The organism is Erythrobacter litoralis (assembly GCF_029760855.1).
Classification (GTDB): domain Bacteria; phylum Pseudomonadota; class Alphaproteobacteria; order Sphingomonadales; family Sphingomonadaceae; genus Qipengyuania; species Qipengyuania litoralis_A.
Genome location: NZ_SOSI01000003.1, coordinates 29283 through 47669 on the forward strand (window position 1 = coordinate 29283; position 18387 = coordinate 47669).

At 61.5% G+C, this 18387-nt stretch carries 15 protein-coding genes and 1 tRNA gene; 13 read left to right on the forward strand and 3 right to left on the reverse strand.

Going from position 1 to position 18387, the window contains the following annotated elements:
* Positions 1-2: 2 nt before the first annotated feature.
* Complete coding sequence (uvrC, locus tag E3U23_RS05885; RefSeq protein ID WP_279350301.1) at positions 3-1988, reverse strand: excinuclease ABC subunit UvrC; 1986 nt, start codon at positions 1986-1988, stop codon at positions 3-5.
* Between uvrC and E3U23_RS05890 the strand changes: the two genes are divergently transcribed.
* A complete protein-coding gene (locus tag E3U23_RS05890; protein ID WP_279350782.1) occupies positions 1987-3348 on the forward strand; it encodes an APC family permease in 1362 nt (453 codons plus the stop codon). The genes uvrC and E3U23_RS05890 overlap by 2 nt on opposite strands.
* Positions 3349-4521 carry an NAD(P)/FAD-dependent oxidoreductase gene (locus E3U23_RS05895; RefSeq protein WP_279350302.1) on the forward strand — a complete coding sequence of 391 codons (1173 nt, stop codon included), beginning with the start codon at positions 3349-3351 and terminating at the stop codon, positions 4519-4521. It abuts the gene before it with no gap.
* Here the strand turns inward: E3U23_RS05895 and E3U23_RS05900 are convergent.
* The gene (locus E3U23_RS05900) at positions 4518-7043 is read right to left on the reverse strand and encodes a TonB-dependent receptor plug domain-containing protein (protein WP_279350303.1); all 2526 of its coding nucleotides are present in this window, start codon (positions 7041-7043) and stop codon (positions 4518-4520) included. The genes E3U23_RS05895 and E3U23_RS05900 overlap by 4 nt on opposite strands.
* A 177-nt stretch (positions 7044-7220) precedes the next feature.
* Between E3U23_RS05900 and infA the strand changes: the two genes are divergently transcribed.
* The 6 genes from infA to E3U23_RS05930 all read left to right on the forward strand — a co-directional run bounded on the left by infA (position 7221) and on the right by E3U23_RS05930 (position 10778).
* Positions 7221-7466 carry a translation initiation factor IF-1 gene (gene infA / locus E3U23_RS05905; protein WP_007163491.1) on the forward strand — a complete coding sequence of 82 codons (246 nt, stop codon included), beginning with the start codon at positions 7221-7223 and terminating at the stop codon, positions 7464-7466.
* 28 nt (positions 7467-7494) lie between these two features.
* The gene (locus E3U23_RS05910) at positions 7495-8106 is read left to right on the forward strand and encodes a Maf family protein (protein ID WP_279350304.1); all 612 of its coding nucleotides are present in this window, start codon (positions 7495-7497) and stop codon (positions 8104-8106) included.
* Positions 8099-9073: a ribonuclease E/G gene (locus E3U23_RS05915; RefSeq protein WP_279350305.1), complete on the forward strand. Its 975-nt coding sequence runs from the start codon at positions 8099-8101 to the stop codon at positions 9071-9073. The genes E3U23_RS05910 and E3U23_RS05915 overlap by 8 nt, the downstream gene beginning before the upstream one ends.
* Positions 9066-9257, forward strand: coding sequence for a DNA gyrase inhibitor YacG (locus E3U23_RS05920; protein ID WP_279350306.1), 192 nt, complete (start codon positions 9066-9068; stop codon positions 9255-9257). The genes E3U23_RS05915 and E3U23_RS05920 overlap by 8 nt, the downstream gene beginning before the upstream one ends.
* Positions 9258-9347: 90 nt before the next feature.
* Positions 9348-9422 (forward strand) — tRNA-Phe (locus tag E3U23_RS05925).
* 63 nt (positions 9423-9485) lie between these two features.
* The gene (locus tag E3U23_RS05930; RefSeq protein WP_279350307.1) at positions 9486-10778 is read left to right on the forward strand and encodes a cation:proton antiporter; all 1293 of its coding nucleotides are present in this window, start codon (positions 9486-9488) and stop codon (positions 10776-10778) included.
* Between the two features lie 10 nt (positions 10779-10788).
* Here E3U23_RS05930 and E3U23_RS05935 read toward each other — a convergent pair whose 3' ends face one another.
* Entirely contained in the window at positions 10789-11376 is a 588-nt protein-coding gene (locus tag E3U23_RS05935; protein WP_279350308.1) for a GNAT family N-acetyltransferase, read from the reverse strand.
* A gap of 146 nt (positions 11377-11522) precedes the next feature.
* Here E3U23_RS05935 and purC point away from each other — a divergent pair, with 146 nt between their 5' ends.
* The 5 genes from purC to purQ all read left to right on the forward strand — a co-directional run bounded on the left by purC (position 11523) and on the right by purQ (position 18380).
* Entirely contained in the window at positions 11523-12329 is an 807-nt protein-coding gene (purC, locus tag E3U23_RS05940; RefSeq protein WP_279350309.1) for a phosphoribosylaminoimidazolesuccinocarboxamide synthase, read from the forward strand.
* A gap of 81 nt (positions 12330-12410) precedes the next feature.
* Entirely contained in the window at positions 12411-14444 is a 2034-nt protein-coding gene (locus tag E3U23_RS05945; protein WP_279350310.1) for a DUF3857 domain-containing protein, read from the forward strand.
* A 108-nt stretch (positions 14445-14552) separates the two neighbouring features.
* Entirely contained in the window at positions 14553-17402 is a 2850-nt protein-coding gene (locus tag E3U23_RS05950) for a M16 family metallopeptidase (RefSeq protein ID WP_279350311.1), read from the forward strand.
* Between the two features lie 67 nt (positions 17403-17469).
* Positions 17470-17703 (forward strand): phosphoribosylformylglycinamidine synthase subunit PurS, encoded by a 234-nt coding sequence (gene purS, locus E3U23_RS05955; RefSeq protein ID WP_279350312.1) that lies wholly within the window; start codon positions 17470-17472, stop codon positions 17701-17703.
* A complete protein-coding gene (gene purQ, locus E3U23_RS05960) occupies positions 17703-18380 on the forward strand; it encodes a phosphoribosylformylglycinamidine synthase subunit PurQ (protein ID WP_279350313.1) in 678 nt (225 codons plus the stop codon). The genes purS and purQ overlap by 1 nt, the downstream gene beginning before the upstream one ends.
* Positions 18381-18387: the final 7 nt, after the last annotated feature.

Sequence of the window (18387 nt, forward strand, 5' to 3'; positions counted from 1 at the left end):
CCTTACCCGCCGGCGTGATAGAAGTCGTAGATTTGCCTCGCCACCGCATCGCTGATGCCGGGTGCGCGTTTCAGGTCGTCCAGCGCGGCGGCGCGAACCTTACCGGCGGTGCCAAAATGCAGCAGCAGCGCGCGCTTACGCGAGGGTCCGATGCCGGGAATTTCATCCAGTGGCGAGGCCGTAATCGCGCGACTACGCTTGGCACGGTGGGCGCCGATGGCATAGCGGTGCACCTCGTCGCGCAGGTTCTGGAGGTGGAACAAGAGTGGTGAATTGACCGGCAGCGTCTTCTCGCGCCCATCCGGAAAATGGAACACCTCGCGCCCCTCGCGCCCATGGTGCGGACCTTTGGCAATGGCGATCAGCGGCACGTCCTCCACACCCATTTCCTCGAGCGTATTGCGCACCGACGACATCTGGCCCTTGCCGCCATCGAGCAGGACGAGATCGGGCCAGATGGTTTCGTGACCACCCCTCCTCTGTGCCTTCTCGGCAGGGGGCGGTGAACTATCCTCCGCAAAATCTTCTTCGGCGAGCTTGCGGAACCGGCGCCGCATCACTTCGCGCATCATGCCGAAATCATCGTCGGTGCGCGCCGTCTTGATGTTGAACTTGCGGTACTGACCCTTCTCGAACCCCTCGGGCGAGGCGACCACCATGGCACCCAGTGCCTTGTCGCCCTGAATATGGCTGTTGTCATAGATCTCGATCCGCTGCGGCACTTCGTCCAGCTCGAGAAATTCGGCCAGCTCACGCATGATCTTCGCCTTGGTGCCGCTTTCCGCCAGCCGCCGTTCGAGCGATTCCACCGCATTGCGCGTCGCTTGTGCCATGAGCTTGCGCCGGTCACCTCGCTGGGGGATCGAGATAGCAACGGCATGGCCGGCCTTTTCGCACAGCGCTTCGCCGATCAGTTCCTGTTCGGGCAATTCGCGATCGACCAGAATGGTCTTGGGCGGCGGCACTTCCTCGTAGAATTGGAGCAGCACGTCGGCGAGCACTTCGGCTTCGTCCACTTCGCCGGTGTTTTTGGGGAAGATCGCGCGGTGCCCCCAGTTCTGTCCGCCGCGAATGAAGAAGGCCTGCACGCCGATCTGTCCACCTTTCGCCGCCAGGGCGAACACGTCCGCATCGCCTACGCCGCTGGCGTTGATCGCCTGCGATCCTTGGATGAAGGTTGCCGCGCGCAACCGGTCGCGCAGGATCGCGGCGGTTTCGAAATCGAGGTCTTCGGCGGCCTTTGCCATCTGCTTCTCGATATTCGCCTGCACCGCGCTCGACTTGCCGGACAGGAAGTCTTTCGCCTCGCTCACCAGCGACGCATAGCCGGCTTCATCGATCCGCCCGGTACACGGCGCGGAGCAGCGCTTGATTTGGTAGAGCAGACAAGGCCGATCGCGATTACGGAAGAAACTGTCGGTGCAGCTGCGTAGCAGGAACAGTTTCTGCAGCGCGTTCAGCGTCTTGTTGACCGAGCCGGCGCTGGCGAACGGCCCGTAATACTCACCCTTCGCACGCCGCGCCCCGCGATGCTTCTGGATGCGGGGAAAATCGTGATCGGCGCGCAGCAGGATGAAGGGAAAGCTCTTGTCGTCGCGCAACAGGACGTTGAACGGCGGGCGATACCGCTTGATCAGCTGCGCTTCCAAAAGCAGCGCCTCGGCCTCCGAATTGGTGACGACGATTTCCATCCGCCGCGTCTGGCTGACCATGCGCTTCAGGCGGTTGGAAAGCCCTTTGATCTGCGTGTAGTTCGCCACCCGCGCCTTCAGGCTCCGCGCCTTGCCGACATACAGCACGTCACCCCGCGTATCCAGCATCCGGTACACGCCGGGCCGGGGTTTCAGCGTGCGCACCGTATCGCGGATCGCGGCGATGCCCGCTTCCAGATCGGGCTGCGCGCTGGCGACCGTCTTGGTCGCGCCGTCCTCGTGGAAACGCTCCTTGCCTCGGGGATTGTGCGGAGAACCGGCCTTCGTGCGCGACATGGTTGGCGAGATAGGCGCAGGGGGCCGCAATCTCAATCGCTTGCACCGTGCGCCGTTTGCAGGCACCGCGCCCGTGATGGACGGCTACAAGATCGCACCGCCGCGCACGGTCGGCTTCTGGGGCACCGCGCTGTTCCCGCTGAACGGCATGATCGGCGCTGGCATCTTCGCCCTCCCCGCAGTGCTGGTGGCCGCAGTGGGCAGTTTCGCGCCGTGGATGATGTTGATCGGCGGCATCCTCTTCCTGCCGCTCGCCCTGTGCTATGCCTGGATGGCCGCGCGTTTCGAACATAGCGGCGGTTCGGTCCTGTATGGCGAGGCGGCCTTCGGGCGCTTCGTCGGCTTTCAGGCAGGATGGGCACGCTATGCCAGCGCCATCGTGACGGCGGCGGCGAACACGCATGTAATGATCGCCTATCTCGCCGCGCTTTTTCCCTTGCTGGAGGGGCCGACCGCCGCCGCAATCGCGGTCGCAGTCGTGCTTGCCGTGATCACCGCCATCAACCTATACGGGATGCGGGCCTCGGTCGGCACGCTGGGTTTGATGACGGCAGTCAAGCTGCTGCCCTTGCTCGCGCTGGTCGTCTCCGCCTTTTTCGCAGGCGGCGATCTGGGCGTGGTCGCCCTCCCGGAATTCACGGCGGTGGAAAGCGTTATCCTGCTGACCTTCTATGCCTTTATCGGGTTCGAGGGCGTGGTCGATACGGCAGGCGAAATGCTTGACCCGAAGCGCGACATTCCCCGCGCCATCGTAGCGATGGTGATCGGCGTCACGCTACTTTACATGGCGATGATCTGGGCCTTCATCCTGATCGGGCCGGAGACCGCCGACGAAGGCAATGCGCTGGCAGGTGCGGCGGATGCCTCGATGGGCCCAATCGGCGCGATCGCGATCATCATCGCAGCAAGCTTTTCGATCGGTGCGAACAATTTCGCCGCCGGCATCGCGCAGCCGCGCCTTTCCTACGGCATGGCGGAACGCGGGCTGCTGCCACGATGGTTCGAGTATGTACATCCCCGCTTCCTCACCCCCTTCAATTCGATCCTGTTTTACGGGGTCGCGGCGATCCTGTTCGGCCTGTGGGAAGGGTTCGAACTGCTGGCGATCGCGGGCACGCTGATCCGGCTGATTACCTATATCGTCACCAGCCTCGCGCTTCCGGTGCTGGAGCATCGGGAGGGACGGATTGTGCCGCACCATCTGGCCTGCGTCCTTTTCGCGGTGGGATCGTCGCTCTTTATTGCCACACAGGCCGAACCGAAAGCATGGGCGGTGTTCGCCGGGCTCGTGCTGACCGGTGCGCTGCTTTACTGGGTCGCCGCGCGGGAAAAGCCCGAAATACCCATCGAAGAGGCGTGAATGAGCGCGCCTTACGATGCCATAATCCTCGGGGCCGGTGCGGCCGGCCTGATGTGCGCCGCCCGCGCCGGCCAGCGTGGGCGGCGCGTTCTGGTGCTGGAACGGGCCGAGAAACCGGGCAAGAAAATCCTCATTTCGGGCGGCGGTCGCTGTAATTTCACCAATCTTGGAGCCGGACCGGCGAACTACCTTTCGCAGAACCCGCACTTCGCGAAAAGCGCGCTCGCCCGCTACTCCGCACGCGATTTTCTCGAGCTCGTCGAAGCCTATTGTATCGCTTGGCACGAAAAGACGCTCGGCCAATTGTTCTGCGATGGATCGGCGAAGCAGATCGTCGACATGCTGCTGGCGGAATGCGCGAAAGGCGATGTCGACATCCGGTGCGGGGAAGAAGTGCGTTCGGTCTCGCACGACGAAGGCTTCGTGGTCGAAACGGCGGCGGATCGTTGCACCGCTGCCTCGCTGGTGATTGCGACAGGGGGACCGTCCATTCCTAAAATGGGTGCGACCGGTTTCGCCTATGATCTCGCACGGCAGTTCGGCTTAAAAATCGTCGAACCGCGCCCCGCCCTTGTGCCCCTGACGCTCGGCGGCGAAGAGGTGCTGTTTCGTGAAATTTCCGGCGTGTCAGCGCCAGTGGTCGTCGAAGCAGGCAAAGGCAGTTTCCCCGAAGCCGCGCTCTTCACTCATCGCGGCCTGTCCGGACCCGCCATACTACAGGCCAGTTCCTACTGGTCGCCGGGCGAAACCGTAGTGGTCGATTTTCTTCCGGGCCACTCCGGCGACTGGCTTCTCGATGCCAAGCGTGAAATGCCCCGAGCTACCTTACGGTCCCTGCTGCGCGACAGCCTGCCACAGCGCCTAGCCGACATTCTTGCCGACAAGCTCGGGGTCGAAATCGAACTTGGTAATGCAAGCGACAAAGCGTTGCGCGCCGCGCAAGAGAGGCTCGCGCGTTGGCACTTTCGCCCCAACGGCACCGAGGGTTTCGCCAAGGCTGAGGTGACGATAGGCGGCATCTCCACCGCCGAGATTTCTAGCAAGACGATGGAAGCGAAGCGCTTACCCGGCCTTTATGCGGTCGGCGAGGCGGTGGACGTGACGGGCTGGCTCGGCGGGTACAATTTCCAATGGGCCTGGGCGAGCGGCGTCGCGGCGGGCGACGTTCTCTAGAATGCCTTCCTGAGATCGATGCCGAGATAGCGACCGGTGGGATCGATGCGGAACGGCTCGTAGGCATCCGGTACCACTCCGTTCGCGTCCACCACGCGGCGGCGCGAATCGAAGACATTGTCGGCCACCAGCGAAACCCGCAGGCCTTTCATCCAGCCCTCGTCCCGCTCGAAGATCTCGTCGAGGTTGGCGAAAAGGCGCAGATCGAATGTCGCCAGATCGCTGAAGAACAGGTCGGTCGATCCCTGGAGATCGTTGCCGCGTATGACCGCTTCGCCTGTATAGCGGCCGGACACGCGCAGGCCGTAGCCCTGCCAGAAGATGCCGCCTTCCAATCGGGTGGTGTTGCGCGGAACGGTGCCGCCGGCAATCAATTCGCCATCGAGCTGATCGAAGACCGGGCCGTTTTCCGCCAGTTCGACTTCGTTTTCCAAGGTGATCGCATGGTTGAGGCTGAGGAAATAGCGCGGCCGATCGTCGCCGTCGTCGTCTCCGCGAGCGAAGGGGTTACGCGCCCCGCCGCCCTGCCGACCCGAGGCTTGCTCGCTATCCGCGCTGCACATGCGCTCGCGAGCGGCCGCGAGCTTCTCGGGATCGACGGTTCCATCCTCGGCTTGCAAGCGCGCCTGGATCCGTTCGGGCAGTTCGTCGATCCGCGGAGGGTCCGCGCACAGGGCAGCGCGCATAGCCTGCATCTGTTCGGGTGACGGCGCTTCGCCGCGTCCTTCCGTCCTTCCGCCCGCCTGGCGTTCGGGCCGCTCGGGTTCCGCACCGATCTGGCCGCGCGCGCTCAGCCCGAACGACAGGATGCGGCTGCGCGTTCGGTAAAGTGTGATCGGTCGTTGGTCGACAGCAAGAAGCACGCCGTTCTCGTCGCGTGTGACACGATCGGGAAAGGCGCTTTCGAAAGCAGCGCTGAAGCCTGGTGTAGAGGTGACGTTGCGGGAGCGGTTGATGCCGTAATCGACCTGGAACCGCGCCCGCTCCCAGAAAGGCAGTTCCCAGTTCGCGCCGAATTGCCAGTCGCTTTGCGTTTCGGCAGGAAGAGCCGGATTGCCGCCGCTGATGACGGTGGCCAGCTCGGTATCGCCGGTCGCGTAATCGAACACCGGGACGTTCAGTTCTTCGATCCGTGGATTACCGAGACTCGTGAGGCCGGGGGCGACTTCGCGCCAGATGCGCGTGGCCGAAAGGTTCAGCTTTTCCGTCGGTTGCCAATTGAGGCTGGCCGTCCAGTTCGGAAGAGTGCCGAAGTCGGAGAGGTCCTCCACTCCGCCTGCAAGGTTCAGGCTGATGCCGCCAATTACGCCGAGCGGGCCGTTCCGTTCGGCAAGCGGGATATTGACGTTGAGGCCACCGGCCAGCCGTCGCCGCGTGAGATCGAGGTCGGTATCCGCGCGGGTATCCTGGCTCTTGAGGTTGATCCAATCGAGATTGAGATCGACCGTCGTCGTGATCTCGCCTGCCGGCAGTTCGATTGGATAGCCGATGAAGGTCGCCTTGTTGGTCGTGCTCAGGGTCTGGGTTTCGGCCGTATCGAAATTTGTCCCATCGCGCTGGTCGATCTCGGTCGTGGATTCTGAATAGGTGTTGTCGTTGGTGAAGGTCGCGGTCCAATCGCCGATCCCGCGATTGACCGTCGCCCCGGTCGAAAAACTGTCGGTACTTCCGCGCCGTTCGAGTGCGGTGGCGCCGTCGATCGCCAGCCCTGAAAGACTGCGCGTCTCGCTGCGTTCGTAGGTTCCGTTCAAGGATAGCGAGGTTCCGCTTTCGATGAACGACCGGGCATAATTCGCCGTCGCTTCCAGTCCGAACGTATCGGGAATGAGGCTGCGGAAGGGCGCGGACGCTTCATCGCCATCAATGGCTAGCCCGCGCTCCGCTTCGGTGAGCAGGCTTTGATCTTCGACTTCGACGTTGAAGTTCAAACGGCCTTCCTCGCCGATGCGAAGGTACGTCAGTTCCTGTTCGTTGCGCGAATAGCCGCCCCGGTCCGGTTGCGCATACTCCACCTCGCCGGTCAGCTGGCGAAAGTTCGGCTTGAGGATGATGTTCACCACCCGCTGGTCCGGCCGGAAGCCGAAACGCTGGGCGACCTCCTCGGCGAAAACCTCGACCTTTTGCACCGCCTCGGGGGGATAGCTGCGGAACTCGCGCCAACTCGATACGCGAATGCCGTTGATAAGGAACACCGGGCGCCCGCCGCCCCGGCCGCCCCGCGCGCTGCTCTGGGTATCGGGCGCGATCGCTTCCAGCAGTTCCTCGATCGAACTTACACCGAGCGCCTGGATATCCTCCTCGCCATATTCGGCGATGGGCGGCTCGTCCACGATCAACTGGCCGCGGATGCGCGTGCCCTGCACGACGATCGTATCGGTTTCGGATTCCGGTTCGACGTCGACGTCCTCATCCTGCGCGGATTGCGCGAGATCGGGGGCCGGCGGCTGGACATCCTGCGCCAGCGCCCCATATGGCAGGGCGGTGGTCGCGAGGGCGAGCGTCAGAAAAGCTTGCTTCGGCATTCGGGTTCCATTCGCTTTGGCGCGGACACGGTTGCCAGCGGTTTGCGGTTGATCCGGATCGGGTAGAGAACGATTGGCATCGGCTTCCTGAACGCTATGCGCGGCGCTTCCCTTTTATCTGCCCTAACGCTATGGGCGCGCGACATAACTCGACAAACGACAGGACGATTACACCGGATGGCCAAAGAAGAACTTCTCGAAATGCGCGGACGCGTTGTGGAATTGCTGCCCAATGCGATGTTTCGCGTCGAACTCGAGAACGGCCACGAGGTGCTCGGGCACACGGCAGGCAAGATGCGCAAGAACCGCATCCGCGTGCTGGTGGGCGATGAAGTCCTATGCGAATTGACGCCTTACGATTTGACCAAGGCGCGCATTACCTATCGCTTCATGCCGGGTCGTGGCGGTCCGGGCCCGCAATAAGCGTAGTGGGCTGGTTCGAAGACCGGTCGTGCCTAGCGGTGAAGTGAATACCAAGGTGACTCAAGGCGGATCGCCGAAGCTGATCCTCGCCTCGGCCAGTCCGCGACGCCGCGAATTGCTCGGCCGGCTCGGCGTAACGCCCGCTGGAATTTCCCCCGCCGATATCGACGAAATGCCGCACAAGGCCGAACTACCGCGCGACTATGCTAAACGCATGGCGCGCGAGAAAGCCGAAGCTGTCGTATCGGACGATGGCTATGTGCTGGCAGGCGACACGGTAGTCGCAGCCGGTCGCCGGATTTTACCCAAAGCGGAGGACGAAGCCACTGCGCGGCGCTGTCTCGAATTGCTTTCCGGTCGCCGTCACACGGTCCTTTCCGCCATCGCCCTGCGCGCGCCGGATGGCACGTTGTGCGAGCGATTGAGTGAAACGGTCGTCATATTCAAACGGCTCGCCGCTCAGGAAATCGACGCATACATCACGTCGGGCGAATGGGACGGGAAGGCAGGGGGATACGCCATTCAGGGTATCGCCGAAGGCCTAATACGGCGCATACAGGGCAGCCATTCCGCGGTCGTGGGCCTCCCTCTCTACGAAACACGAACGCTGCTGAAGGCCGCAGGATTTGCACTTGCCTGAATGGCTGATCGAGCGCGGGATCGGAGAGGATCGCGCGCTGCTGTTCGATGGTGATAAGCCCATCGCGGCCAAACTGCGCTGGCCGGGCGACCTCACGGCAGGCCGGATCGTGAATGCGAAACTGGTCGGAAAACCGGCGGGCTCGCGGCGGGGCATCGCTCGATCCGAATGCGGCAAGAATATACTGCTCGACCGCATCCCACCCGGCTTTACCGAAGGTGCCGAAATCCGTGTTCAGATACGCCGCGACTCCATTGCGGAGCGGGGCCGGTTGAAACGGCCACAGGGGCGTGTCGTCGCAAGAGAAAACGAAGTGAAAGATCGCTCTGACGCTCCACTCGATCCTTTCGGGACGGGCCGGACGGTCAGATGCTTCCCGCATGACATCTGGAATGATGTCTTCATCTCTGCCTGGTCGGGCGAAATCGCATTTTCCGGGGGCGCGCTGCTGTTCAGCCCCACCCCTGCGATGACGGTCATCGATATCGATGGCGACCTCGACCCCGAAACGCTGGCACGCCGAGCCGTCCATCCTATCGCGCGCGGTCTCGACCTTCTCGACATAGGTGGGCAGGTCGGCATCGACTTCCCCTCTTTCGAAAAGCGGAGCGCGCGGCAGGAGATCGATGAGGCCCTCGGCGAAGCGCTCGCGGACCGCAGGGTCGAGCGGACGGCAATGAACGGCTTCGGCTTCGTCCAACTGGTATCTCGGCTCGAAGGGCCGTCCATCCTCCAGCGGCTGGCCTCGCATCCCGCCGCTGCCGCCGCGCGGCTGGCGCTGCGGCGCGCTGAGTTGCTGGATGGACCGGGCACCACGCTACTGACCGTCCATCCTTCGGTTTCCGCAAAGTTCGATCCTGCTTGGATCGTCGAACTGGAACGTCGCACTGGCCGACCCGCGCGGATCAAGACGGACGCAAATCTTGCGCTGGAGGCATCCGCTGCCCAAATTGTTTCGCATGAGTAAGACGCTCCGCCCCTGCCCCATCTGCAAGAAACCGCGCAGCGAGGAATTTACACCATTCTGTTCGCAGCGCTGCCGCGACCGCGACCTCGCGCGGTGGTTCGGCGATGGCTACGCGGTTGCCGGCCGCCCCGCCCTGCCCGAAGAAATCGCGGCCGAGGTTACCGGGGCAAACGAAGGCGACTGAATTAGCCCCTTGCCAAGCGCGAGTGCCTTCGCCATAGGCGCGCACTCATTGCTTGCCGGGCCTTTCGAGGTCCGCCTTTCGAAGCGATGTGCCCGGGTAGCTCAGTGGTAGAGCAGACGACTGAAAATCGTCGTGTCGGTGGTTCGACTCCGCCCCTGGGCACCACCTTTTCTCCATTATCGGCCAGGCCGCATTGCCAGACTGGCTTGAAACGCTATCGCTGCGGAAATGGAACATGGATCTGCCCCGCTCTCACCGTTTGACATAGCATCACTGCTTGTCGTTGCCTCGGCATTGCTCGGCTGGTTCAATCATAAGGTTCTGAAGCTTCCCCATGTCATCGGCCTGACGATCATGGGGGCGCTGGCTGCAATCGTCCTGATGCTCGCCAATGCGCTCGTCCCCGGAATTACGCTCGACAATTGGGTTGCCGATACCTTGCAGCGGCTCAACTTTACCGAAACCCTGCTTCAGGGAATGCTGAGTTTCCTGCTTTTCGCGGGCGCCCTTCATGTGGATCTGGATCGCCTGAAAAGCGCGTGGCTGCCTGTTCTTTTGCTGTCGACGGTAGGCGTTGTCGTTTCGACCGTGCTTGTTGGCGGCGCCATGCTGCTGATCGGATCGTTTCTTTCGCTGCCCGTCGCACCGATCTGGTATTTCGTTTTCGGCGCGCTGATCGCTCCGACCGATCCGGTATCGGTACTGGGCGTTTTGAAAGAGGAGAACGTGCCCCCTTCCCTCCAAAGCGCGGTCGCAGGGGAGAGCCTGTTCAATGACGGCGTGGGAATCGTCGTATTTACGATCCTGTTCGGTGCCGCTGTGACCGGCGCCGACTTCTCCATATCCGAAGGAGCGCGCCTTTTCGCCATCGAGGCAGGGGGCGGGGTTGCTATCGGGTTGCTGTTCGGCTGGATCGGCTACCGTGCGCTCGCCAGCATGGACGAATATGTCCTCGAAGTTCTCATCACCCTGGCGGTCGTGATGGGTGGATATGCCCTTTGCTCGAACCTGCACATATCGGGTCCTCTGGCGATGGCCGTGGCGGGTTTGCTGATCGGCAATCAGGGCGTGACTTACGCGATGAGCGACGTAACGCGCGACTATGTCATCAAGTTCTGGGAGCTGGTCGACGAGCTTTTGAATTCGATACTCTTCTTGCTTATTGGCCTTGAAATGATTGCACTGGTTCCCGGGTTCGAGGACGCGGCGTTCGGCATTCTCGCCATCCCGATTACGCTCGCAGCCCGGGCTATCGGCATCGCCGTTTCGACGAAGGTCATTCCCGCGGCACGGTTGCAGCAACGAGGTGCGGCGCGGGTGCTGTGGTGGGGCGGCCTTCGCGGCGGCATATCCATCGCGCTCGCCCTGTCTCTGCCGCCAGGCGAAACCCGCGAACTCATCCTCGCCGCGACGTTCGCCGCCGTCCTGTTCAGCGTGCTCGTCCAACGGGCGACGTTGGGCAAACTGATCGCGAAATTGAAAGACGACCATGCGCCCGCGGTCGAAGGGAACGGAGCCTGACTTCCGATCGCTAAAGCGCGCCGATCCAGAATTGCATCGTATGGTCCGCGGTCTCATCGCCGCCATGCTCGTCCCATTCGAGCGTCATCGTGAGATCGTCGATCGGTGTGTATCCGCGTCGCTGCCAGAAACCGTCGAGCGGTCGATAATCGTCGGGCCGTAGCGGGTGGTCGTCTTCGCGAACAACCGCGCAAAACGTGGCTTGAGTTGCACCTGCCTCTCGCCCAGCTTTCTCACGCTCGTCGAAAAAACGGTGGCCGATGCCCTGCCCTCGACATTCCCTCAGCAACACGCTTTCGCCGAAATAAAACAGGCTAGACAGATCGTATCCACGCTTCTCGAACAAGTCGCCGAGGTTGGGACGGTATTCCTTTAGGGGGCAGCAGGTCGCCGCGCCGACGAGCCGGTCGTGCGCATAGGCTGCAACTAGTACAGAACCGGGCGCGTTTGCGAATTGGGCGAGATAGTCTCGCTCGTATTCGATATCTCCGGCGTACAGGTACGGATAATCTTCAAACACCGCAATGCGCAGGAAAGCAAGCGCGTCGAGTTGCGCGCGCAGTTCACTACCCTGCAGTCGCCTGATTTCTACCCCCATGGCGGTTGCCCTATAAGTAAACCTTTCGCAGGGCAATTGCCTTGATCGCGGGTGTTATGTATTGGCGCAACAACGCCCCGGGCTTCGCGGATCGACCGATCCCGGCTGCCGGGGCGCAGATGTTTCCCCCGAAGGATTGCAGGCCCATGGCACGTCGCCGACAGATTTACGAAGGCAAAGCCAAAATCCTTTACGAGGGCCCCGAACCGGGCACGATCATCCAGTATTTCAAGGACGATGCCACCGCCTTCAACGCACAGAAGAAGGGCACGATCAACGGCAAGGGCGTGATCAACAACCGCATCAGCGAGTATGTGTTCACCCGTCTCAGTCACATCGGCATCCCCACCCATTTCATCCGCCGCCTCAATATGCGCGAGCAGTTGGTGCGGCAGGTCGAGATCATTCCCTTGGAAGTGGTGGTGCGCAACGTAGCGGCCGGATCGCTCAGCAAGCGGCTCGGCATCGAAGAAGGCGAGGTGCTGCCGCACACGCTCATCGAATATTGCTACAAGGACGACAGCCTCGGCGATCCAAAGGTTTCCGAGGAAGAGATCGCCTGCTTCAACTGGTGTAGCCACGAAGAGATGCAGGACATGTCTTCGATGGCGATCCGCATCAACGATTTCCTATCGGGCATGTTCAGCGCGATCGACATTCGGCTGGTCGACTTCAAGCTCGAATTCGGGCGCATTTGGGATGGCGACTATGCCCGTGTGATCTTGGCGGACGAGATCAGCCCCGACGGCTGCCGCCTGTGGGATATCAATACCAACGAGAAGCTCGACAAGGACCGCTTCCGCCGTGACATGGGCGGCGAAAGCGAAGCCTATCAGGAAGTGGCCCGCCGCCTCGGCCTTCTGCAGAACGAGGATAACGGTCCAGGGGAAGTGCTCGACATGAATGCTCATCGTGGCAGGCTGCGAGCATCGGTAAAACCGACGAAGAAATAAAAGGTTAGAGTTCGTCCGATCGGCTCTTGTCTGTTTGCCTGCTTTGCGCATTATGCGATCAGGGGGACAGATATGACTTTCATGAGAACATTCGCAGTGGTCTTGGTGCTCGCTGCGCCCGCATCAGCGCTATCGCAAGAAAGAGAGATTTCGCGCGGCCCCGTTCCCGAATGGGCAGACGAATCCGAACTTCTGCCCGTTCCAGCGGATGCGTCCGGCCTCATCTTCATTCGTCGCCAAGACACTCTTGTTCACCTTTCCGAGACGACCCAGCATACGTTCTCATCAAGCCGTATAGCCATCCTGAACCCTCAAGCGCTACAAATTGGCAACATCGCTCTCGCATGGAACCCTGCTGCGGGAGATCCGATCGTTCACCGGCTTGTCGTTCACCGTTCGGGCGAAACGATTGACGTGTTGGAAGCTTCGCAATTTAAGATACTTCGCCGCGAGGACAATCTTGAGCAGGCAACGCTGGACGGTATTCTGACCGCGTCCCTGCAAGTGCCCGATCTGCGCGTCGGCGACGAACTTGAACTCGCTTATACCGTCCCGTCGAACGATCCCACACTCGGGGCCACGAATTTCGGCATTCTTGCCATCGCGGACAGTCCACCATCAGGTCGTATTCGCCTTGGATTGAATTGGGTCGAAGGTCAGAAACCGGATATTTCTGTCCCGGAGGGCCTTCGATCTTACGTGACCGAAGGCGACCGAAGGCTGGACATCGTGGCGAACGATGCGCCTGTTGCAACGGCGCCTGCTTTTGCACCACCGCGCTATTTTATGCACCGCATCGCCGAATACAGCGATTTTTCCACCTGGCGCGAAGTTTCGGCACGATTCAACGATCTGTTTGTCGAAGCCACTCAAATCGACCCTACATCGCCAGTACGCATCGAAGCCGAACGCATTGCAAGCCAGCATACCTCGGCGAAAGATGGCGCACAGGCAGCGCTCGAACTGGTTCAGAACCAGGTACGCTACGTCTATGTCGGACTGAACGGCGGAAATTATTCTCCGGCAGATGCGAACACCACTTGGGAGCGCCGTTACGGGGACTGCAAGGGTAAGACCGCGCTGCTTTTGGCCTTGCTTGCCGAACTTGATGTGCCCGCGCGTGCTGTCCTCGTCCAGAATGCCGCGATGGATGACGGGATGGACGAGCGCCTGCCCAGTCCGGGTCATTTCGACCATGTATTGGTGCAGGCGGACATCGAGGGCGAAACCTACTGGCTCGATGGAACGCTTCCTGCTGTTGCCGCCATGAGCATTGAGCCCGTCCACCCCTACCGATACGTCCTACCGCTTGCTGATGCAGGATCGGACTTGGTGCGGATACCCGCCACTCCGCATGTGCTACCGGAAGAAATGGGTTTGTTCGAGATCGATGCCCGAGCTGGCTTCGACGAACCTGCGAGGATAAAGAGCGTATCCGTACGTCGAGGGCTGGCTGGTCTTATCGAATACATGCAATATTCGTCTGTAGCGCCGAACCAACTGGAAGCCGGATTGAAACAATCTCTCGTCGGCGAAGTCTGGAACCGTATTGAGAGCGTATCCTACCGTTACGACGTTGATACCCAAGCGAGCATCTTGACCATCGAGGGCACCGGTCCGGTAGATTGGGAAGACGAAGGCAGGGGATCTTACGATCTTACCTTACCGGGAGGTGGCTTCAGCCCCCCGCCGCGGAGGGTTCGACCGGAGGAACAGGACCAAACAGCACCGTTCTACACCGAGCCCGGTTACAGTTGCCATGCTACGACAGTGCGGCTCCCGGAAGGAACCGATCTGGACAATTGGGGCTTCAACACGACTTACGATCAAATGCTGTTTGGACGTCTATATTATCGGATGATGGAAAAGCGCGACGATCACACAATACGCATGGTCCGCGGATCCCGAACCGAGCAACAGGAAATCTCTCCTGCAATAGCCGAGAAAGACAACGAGCGTCTTTCGAAGTTCGACAATTCCAAGGCTAACATCGTTTACGATCCTTCTCGAACAATGCGCGGGTGGGGCCGCCTTTCTCCAGTTCCCGCTACGTACGAAATCGATTGGACAGGCGTCGATGCTCCATGTTTGCCAGAGGACGTTCTGTCTGACTGATCCTAGTTCGCTTGCTTCGCGGGAATATTCGGCAACAGTTCAGCGGCTTTCCGTCAGGCTTTTACTCTTGATGGCACACGTAAGGACTGAGCAATTAAATCCCTAATCATGATGCCGAAGATCCTCTGCGGCTTGATCCTGCTTGGCTCGCCGCTTCAAGCGCAGCAAATCAAGCTCCCCGTCGACAGAGAGACGGCTTGGGGCACCCCCGTTAACGATATCGCGCCCGATCCGGCGGTGCGCTACGGCGTGCTGCCCAACGGGCTGCACTACGCAATCCTTCGCAACGAGCGGCCGCAGAACACCGTCAGCGTGCGCTTGGCCTTCGACGTCGGTTGGATCGACGAAGGCGAGGACGAACTCGGCCTCGCCCACTTCATCGAGCACATGGCCTTCAACGGTTCGACCAACGTGCCCGAGGGCGAGATGGTCAAATTGCTGGAGCGAGAGGGGCTGGCTTTCGGAGCCGATACCAACGCATCGACCGGGTTCGAGGATACGGTCTACAAACTGGACCTGCCCCGCAGCGATCCGGCCTTGCTCGATACCGCCCTTATGCTTATGCGCGAAACCGCATCGGAGTTGACCATCTCCTCGGAAGCGGTGAACCGGGAACGCGGCGTGCTCGCATCCGAAACGCGCACCCGCAATTCCTATTCTTCCCGGCGAACGCGCGACTATCTGCACTTCATCGCGCCCGAAACGGTGTTTTCGAAGCAGTTTCGCAACCCCAAAGCTCCCGAGATCGTGGCGAATGCATCAGCGGATACGCTGCGCGATCTATACCGGTGCTTCTACCGGCCGGACAATGCCGTGCTGGTTGTCGTCGGCGATGTCGATACGGACGATATCGAACGGAAGATCGCGTCGCGGTTCGGGGACTGGCAGGCCGCGGACATGCCCATCGATCGAGTGGCGGAAGGTTCGATCGCACTCGCAAGGAATGCCGAGGCTGCGAACTTCGTCGATCCGGACACCGAGTTCCTCGTCCAGATCGACCGCCTCTCGCCCTACCAAGCGCCGCAGGACACGGTGACCGATTTCCGCAGGCGCCTGCTGCGTTCGCTCGGACTGTCGATCTTCAACCGGCGGTTGGAGCGCATCAAGAACGGGAGCGACGCTCCGATCCTCGGCGGATCGGCCAGCGTCTCGGACCTGTTCGAACTCGCCGATATCGCGAGCGTCAGCTTGCAGGCGCGAGAGGGCGAATGGCGACAGGCGATCGAAGTCGGGGAGCAGGAATTGCGCCGTGCAATCGAATTCGGTTTCACAGACGCCGAACTCGCAGAACAGCTTGCCAATTTCGAGCTCGGCTTTCGTACTGCCGCGGAACAGGCCGGCGCCCGCCGAAACGCGGCACTTGCTTCCGGCTTGCTTGCCGCAGCGAAAAACGATCGCTTGTTCGTTACACCGCAAACCCGCCTCGATCTGTTCGAAGCCTTTCGTAGCGATATCGCGCTGTCTGATATCGATGCCGCCTTTGCCGAAGCGTTCAGGGATGGCGAGCCTTTAATCCACGTCAGCTCGAAAGAGCCGATTAAGGGCGGCCCCTCCGCCATCCTTGCGGCCTATAAAGCATCCGAGATACAGGCCGTGGCCCCGCCCGATATGTCGGATACCGCAGAGTTCGGTTACGAAAGCTTCGGAACGCCCGGCACGGTAATATCCGACCGGACAGTCGAAGACCTCGGTTTCCGTGAACTTCGCTTCGCCAACGGCGTCCGCCTCAATTTGAAGCGCACCGATTTCGAAGAAGGCCGGGTACGGTACGCCGTCCGGATAGGCTCCGGGGCTTTGGCTATTCCCGATGACGCGATCGCCACGTCCATGCTTATGTCGTCGGCCATGGCGCAGGCCGGGCTCGGCAAGCACAGCCTGGATGAACTGCGGCGCATTTTCGCAGGCCGGAACGTCGATTTCGGCATCGGTTCGGGCAGCGACCGGTTCGGCGCGTCCGGCAGCACGACCATGGCCGATTTCGCTGCGCAGATGAATACGACGGCGGCCTACCTTACCGACCCTGGATACCGACCGGAGGCGCTCACCCGGTTTCGCGCGCTGTTGCCGCCCTATTTCGCGCGCGCCGACGCCACGCCGCAGGCCGTATCGTCCTTCGAAGTTCCGGCTTTGTTGACGGACGGCAATGCCCGTTTCGGCACGCCAGCGCGCGAGGCGCTCGAGGCGGTTACGCTCGACGACCTGCGCAATGCGATCGATCGGCAATTCGCAACTGCCCCTATCGAAATCGCGGTGGTGGGAGATATCGATGAGGCCGCAGTCATCGAAGCGGTAGCCCGAACCTTCGGCGCATTGCCGCTGCGCGAGAATACCTTGGGCGAGTTTCGTGAGGCGCGGCAGGCGCAGTTCACGCAAAGACGCGGCAAGGTCACGCTGACCCATGCGGGCGCCCCGGATCAGGCGCTGGCGCAGATCTACTGGCCGCTGACCGACGATAAGGACGCGCAGGAGGAAGCGATCGTCCGATTACTCGCTGAAGTGATGAGCCTCGAGCTTACCGACGAGATCCGCGAGACACTTGGTGCAACCTATTCGCCCTCGGCGTCATCCAACATGTCCGATACCTACGAAGGGTTCGGGACGTTCGGCGCATCCGCATTGGTCGCGCCCGAAGATGCCGACGCTGTGTTCGCGGCCATCGAAGAGATCGCCATGGAGCTTTCGCGCCGTGAGATAGACGACGATCTTCTGACACGGGCCCGCCGTCCCATGCTCGAGCGGCTGGCGCTTAGCAGGAAGGAAAACGGGTACTGGCTCGGGTTGTTAAGCGAAGCGCAGTTGCGTGCGGAAAGACTTGATCGTTACCGGACGTACGAGGCGCGCCTCCGCGCCGTCACTCCGACCATGCTGCGCTCCGCCGCCGAACGATGGCTGCGCCACGATGATGCCCTGCGGATCAAGATCGTCCATGAAAGCCTCGCGGCGGACACTGCGGATTGAGACGCTGCACGGCTTGCGTCCGCTTCAGGCACACGCCATAGGCGCGGGCGACGAAAGGCTGGCACCAATGAAAGTTCGCGTTCTCGTTTCCCTCAAGCCCGGCGTGCTCGATCCGCAAGGCCGCGCCGTGCATCACGCACTCGAAGGATTGGGCTTCGACAGCGTTTCTGACGTTCGGATTGGCAGGACGATCGAACTCGAAGTGGCCGACGGCACGAGCGACGCCGCACTGGAAGAAATGTGCGAAAAGCTACTCGCCAACACGGTGATCGAGAACTACCGGATCGAGAAGCTCGGCTGATGGCGTTCCGCGCTGCCGTCGTCACCTTCCCGGGATCGAACTGCGACCGCGATATGGCGGTGGCTCTCGAACGCGCATCGGGCGAAGCGCCCTTACGCGTTTGGCATGGCGACGCAGCCCTGCCGGATCGGCTCGACTTCATCGCCCTGCCCGGTGGCTTCTCCTACGGCGACTATCTTCGCTCAGGCGCGATGGCGGCCAACAGCCCGATCATGCGCGAGGTTGTCCGCGCGGCGGACCGCGGGGTCCCCGTGCTGGGCGTGTGCAACGGGTTCCAGGTCCTCACCGAAGCCGGAATGCTGCCCGGCGCCCTCATGCGCAATGAGAGCCAGAATTTCATCTGCCGCACGGTAGACTTGCGAGTGGAGAACACGGCCTCTCTCTTCACGGCGGGCTACAAGGCAGGCGGCACCATTCGCATCCCCGTCGCCCATCATGACGGCAATTATTTCGCCGATACCGAGACGCTCGAGCGGATTGAGGGCGAGGGTCGGGTCGCTTTCCGCTATGTCGCGAACGCGAACGGGTCGCAGCGGGATATTGCCGGCGTGCTCAATGCGGCGGGCAACGTGCTCGGCATGATGCCGCATCCGGAACGGGCCGTTGATCCGGCGCATGGCGGTACCGACGGGCTGCGGTTGTTCGAAAATGCGGTGAAAGCTCTGGCGCACGCCTAAAGCTTCT

Excerpts from the sequence above, each read along its gene's own strand:
- infA (WP_007163491.1), top strand. The coding sequence starts at position 7,221 with ATGGCCAAAGAAGAACTTCTCGAAATGCGCGGACGCGTTGTGGAATTG.
- E3U23_RS05935 (WP_279350308.1), bottom strand. The coding sequence starts at position 11,376 with ATGGGGGTAGAAATCAGGCGACTGCAGGGTAGTGAACTGCGCGCGCAA.
- purC (WP_279350309.1), top strand. The coding sequence starts at position 11,523 with ATGGCACGTCGCCGACAGATTTACGAAGGCAAAGCCAAAATCCTTTAC.
- E3U23_RS05950 (WP_279350311.1), top strand. The coding sequence starts at position 14,553 with ATGATGCCGAAGATCCTCTGCGGCTTGATCCTGCTTGGCTCGCCGCTT.
- E3U23_RS05890 (WP_279350782.1), top strand. The coding sequence starts at position 1,987 with ATGGTTGGCGAGATAGGCGCAGGGGGCCGCAATCTCAATCGCTTGCAC.
- E3U23_RS05895 (WP_279350302.1), top strand. The coding sequence starts at position 3,349 with ATGAGCGCGCCTTACGATGCCATAATCCTCGGGGCCGGTGCGGCCGGC.
- E3U23_RS05900 (WP_279350303.1), bottom strand. The coding sequence starts at position 7,043 with ATGCCGAAGCAAGCTTTTCTGACGCTCGCCCTCGCGACCACCGCCCTG.
- E3U23_RS05930 (WP_279350307.1), top strand. The coding sequence starts at position 9,486 with ATGGAACATGGATCTGCCCCGCTCTCACCGTTTGACATAGCATCACTG.
- E3U23_RS05920 (WP_279350306.1), top strand. The coding sequence starts at position 9,066 with ATGAGTAAGACGCTCCGCCCCTGCCCCATCTGCAAGAAACCGCGCAGC.
- E3U23_RS05945 (WP_279350310.1), top strand. The coding sequence starts at position 12,411 with ATGAGAACATTCGCAGTGGTCTTGGTGCTCGCTGCGCCCGCATCAGCG.
- purS (WP_279350312.1), top strand. The coding sequence starts at position 17,470 with ATGAAAGTTCGCGTTCTCGTTTCCCTCAAGCCCGGCGTGCTCGATCCG.
- uvrC (WP_279350301.1), bottom strand. The coding sequence starts at position 1,988 with ATGTCGCGCACGAAGGCCGGTTCTCCGCACAATCCCCGAGGCAAGGAG.
- purQ (WP_279350313.1), top strand. The coding sequence starts at position 17,703 with ATGGCGTTCCGCGCTGCCGTCGTCACCTTCCCGGGATCGAACTGCGAC.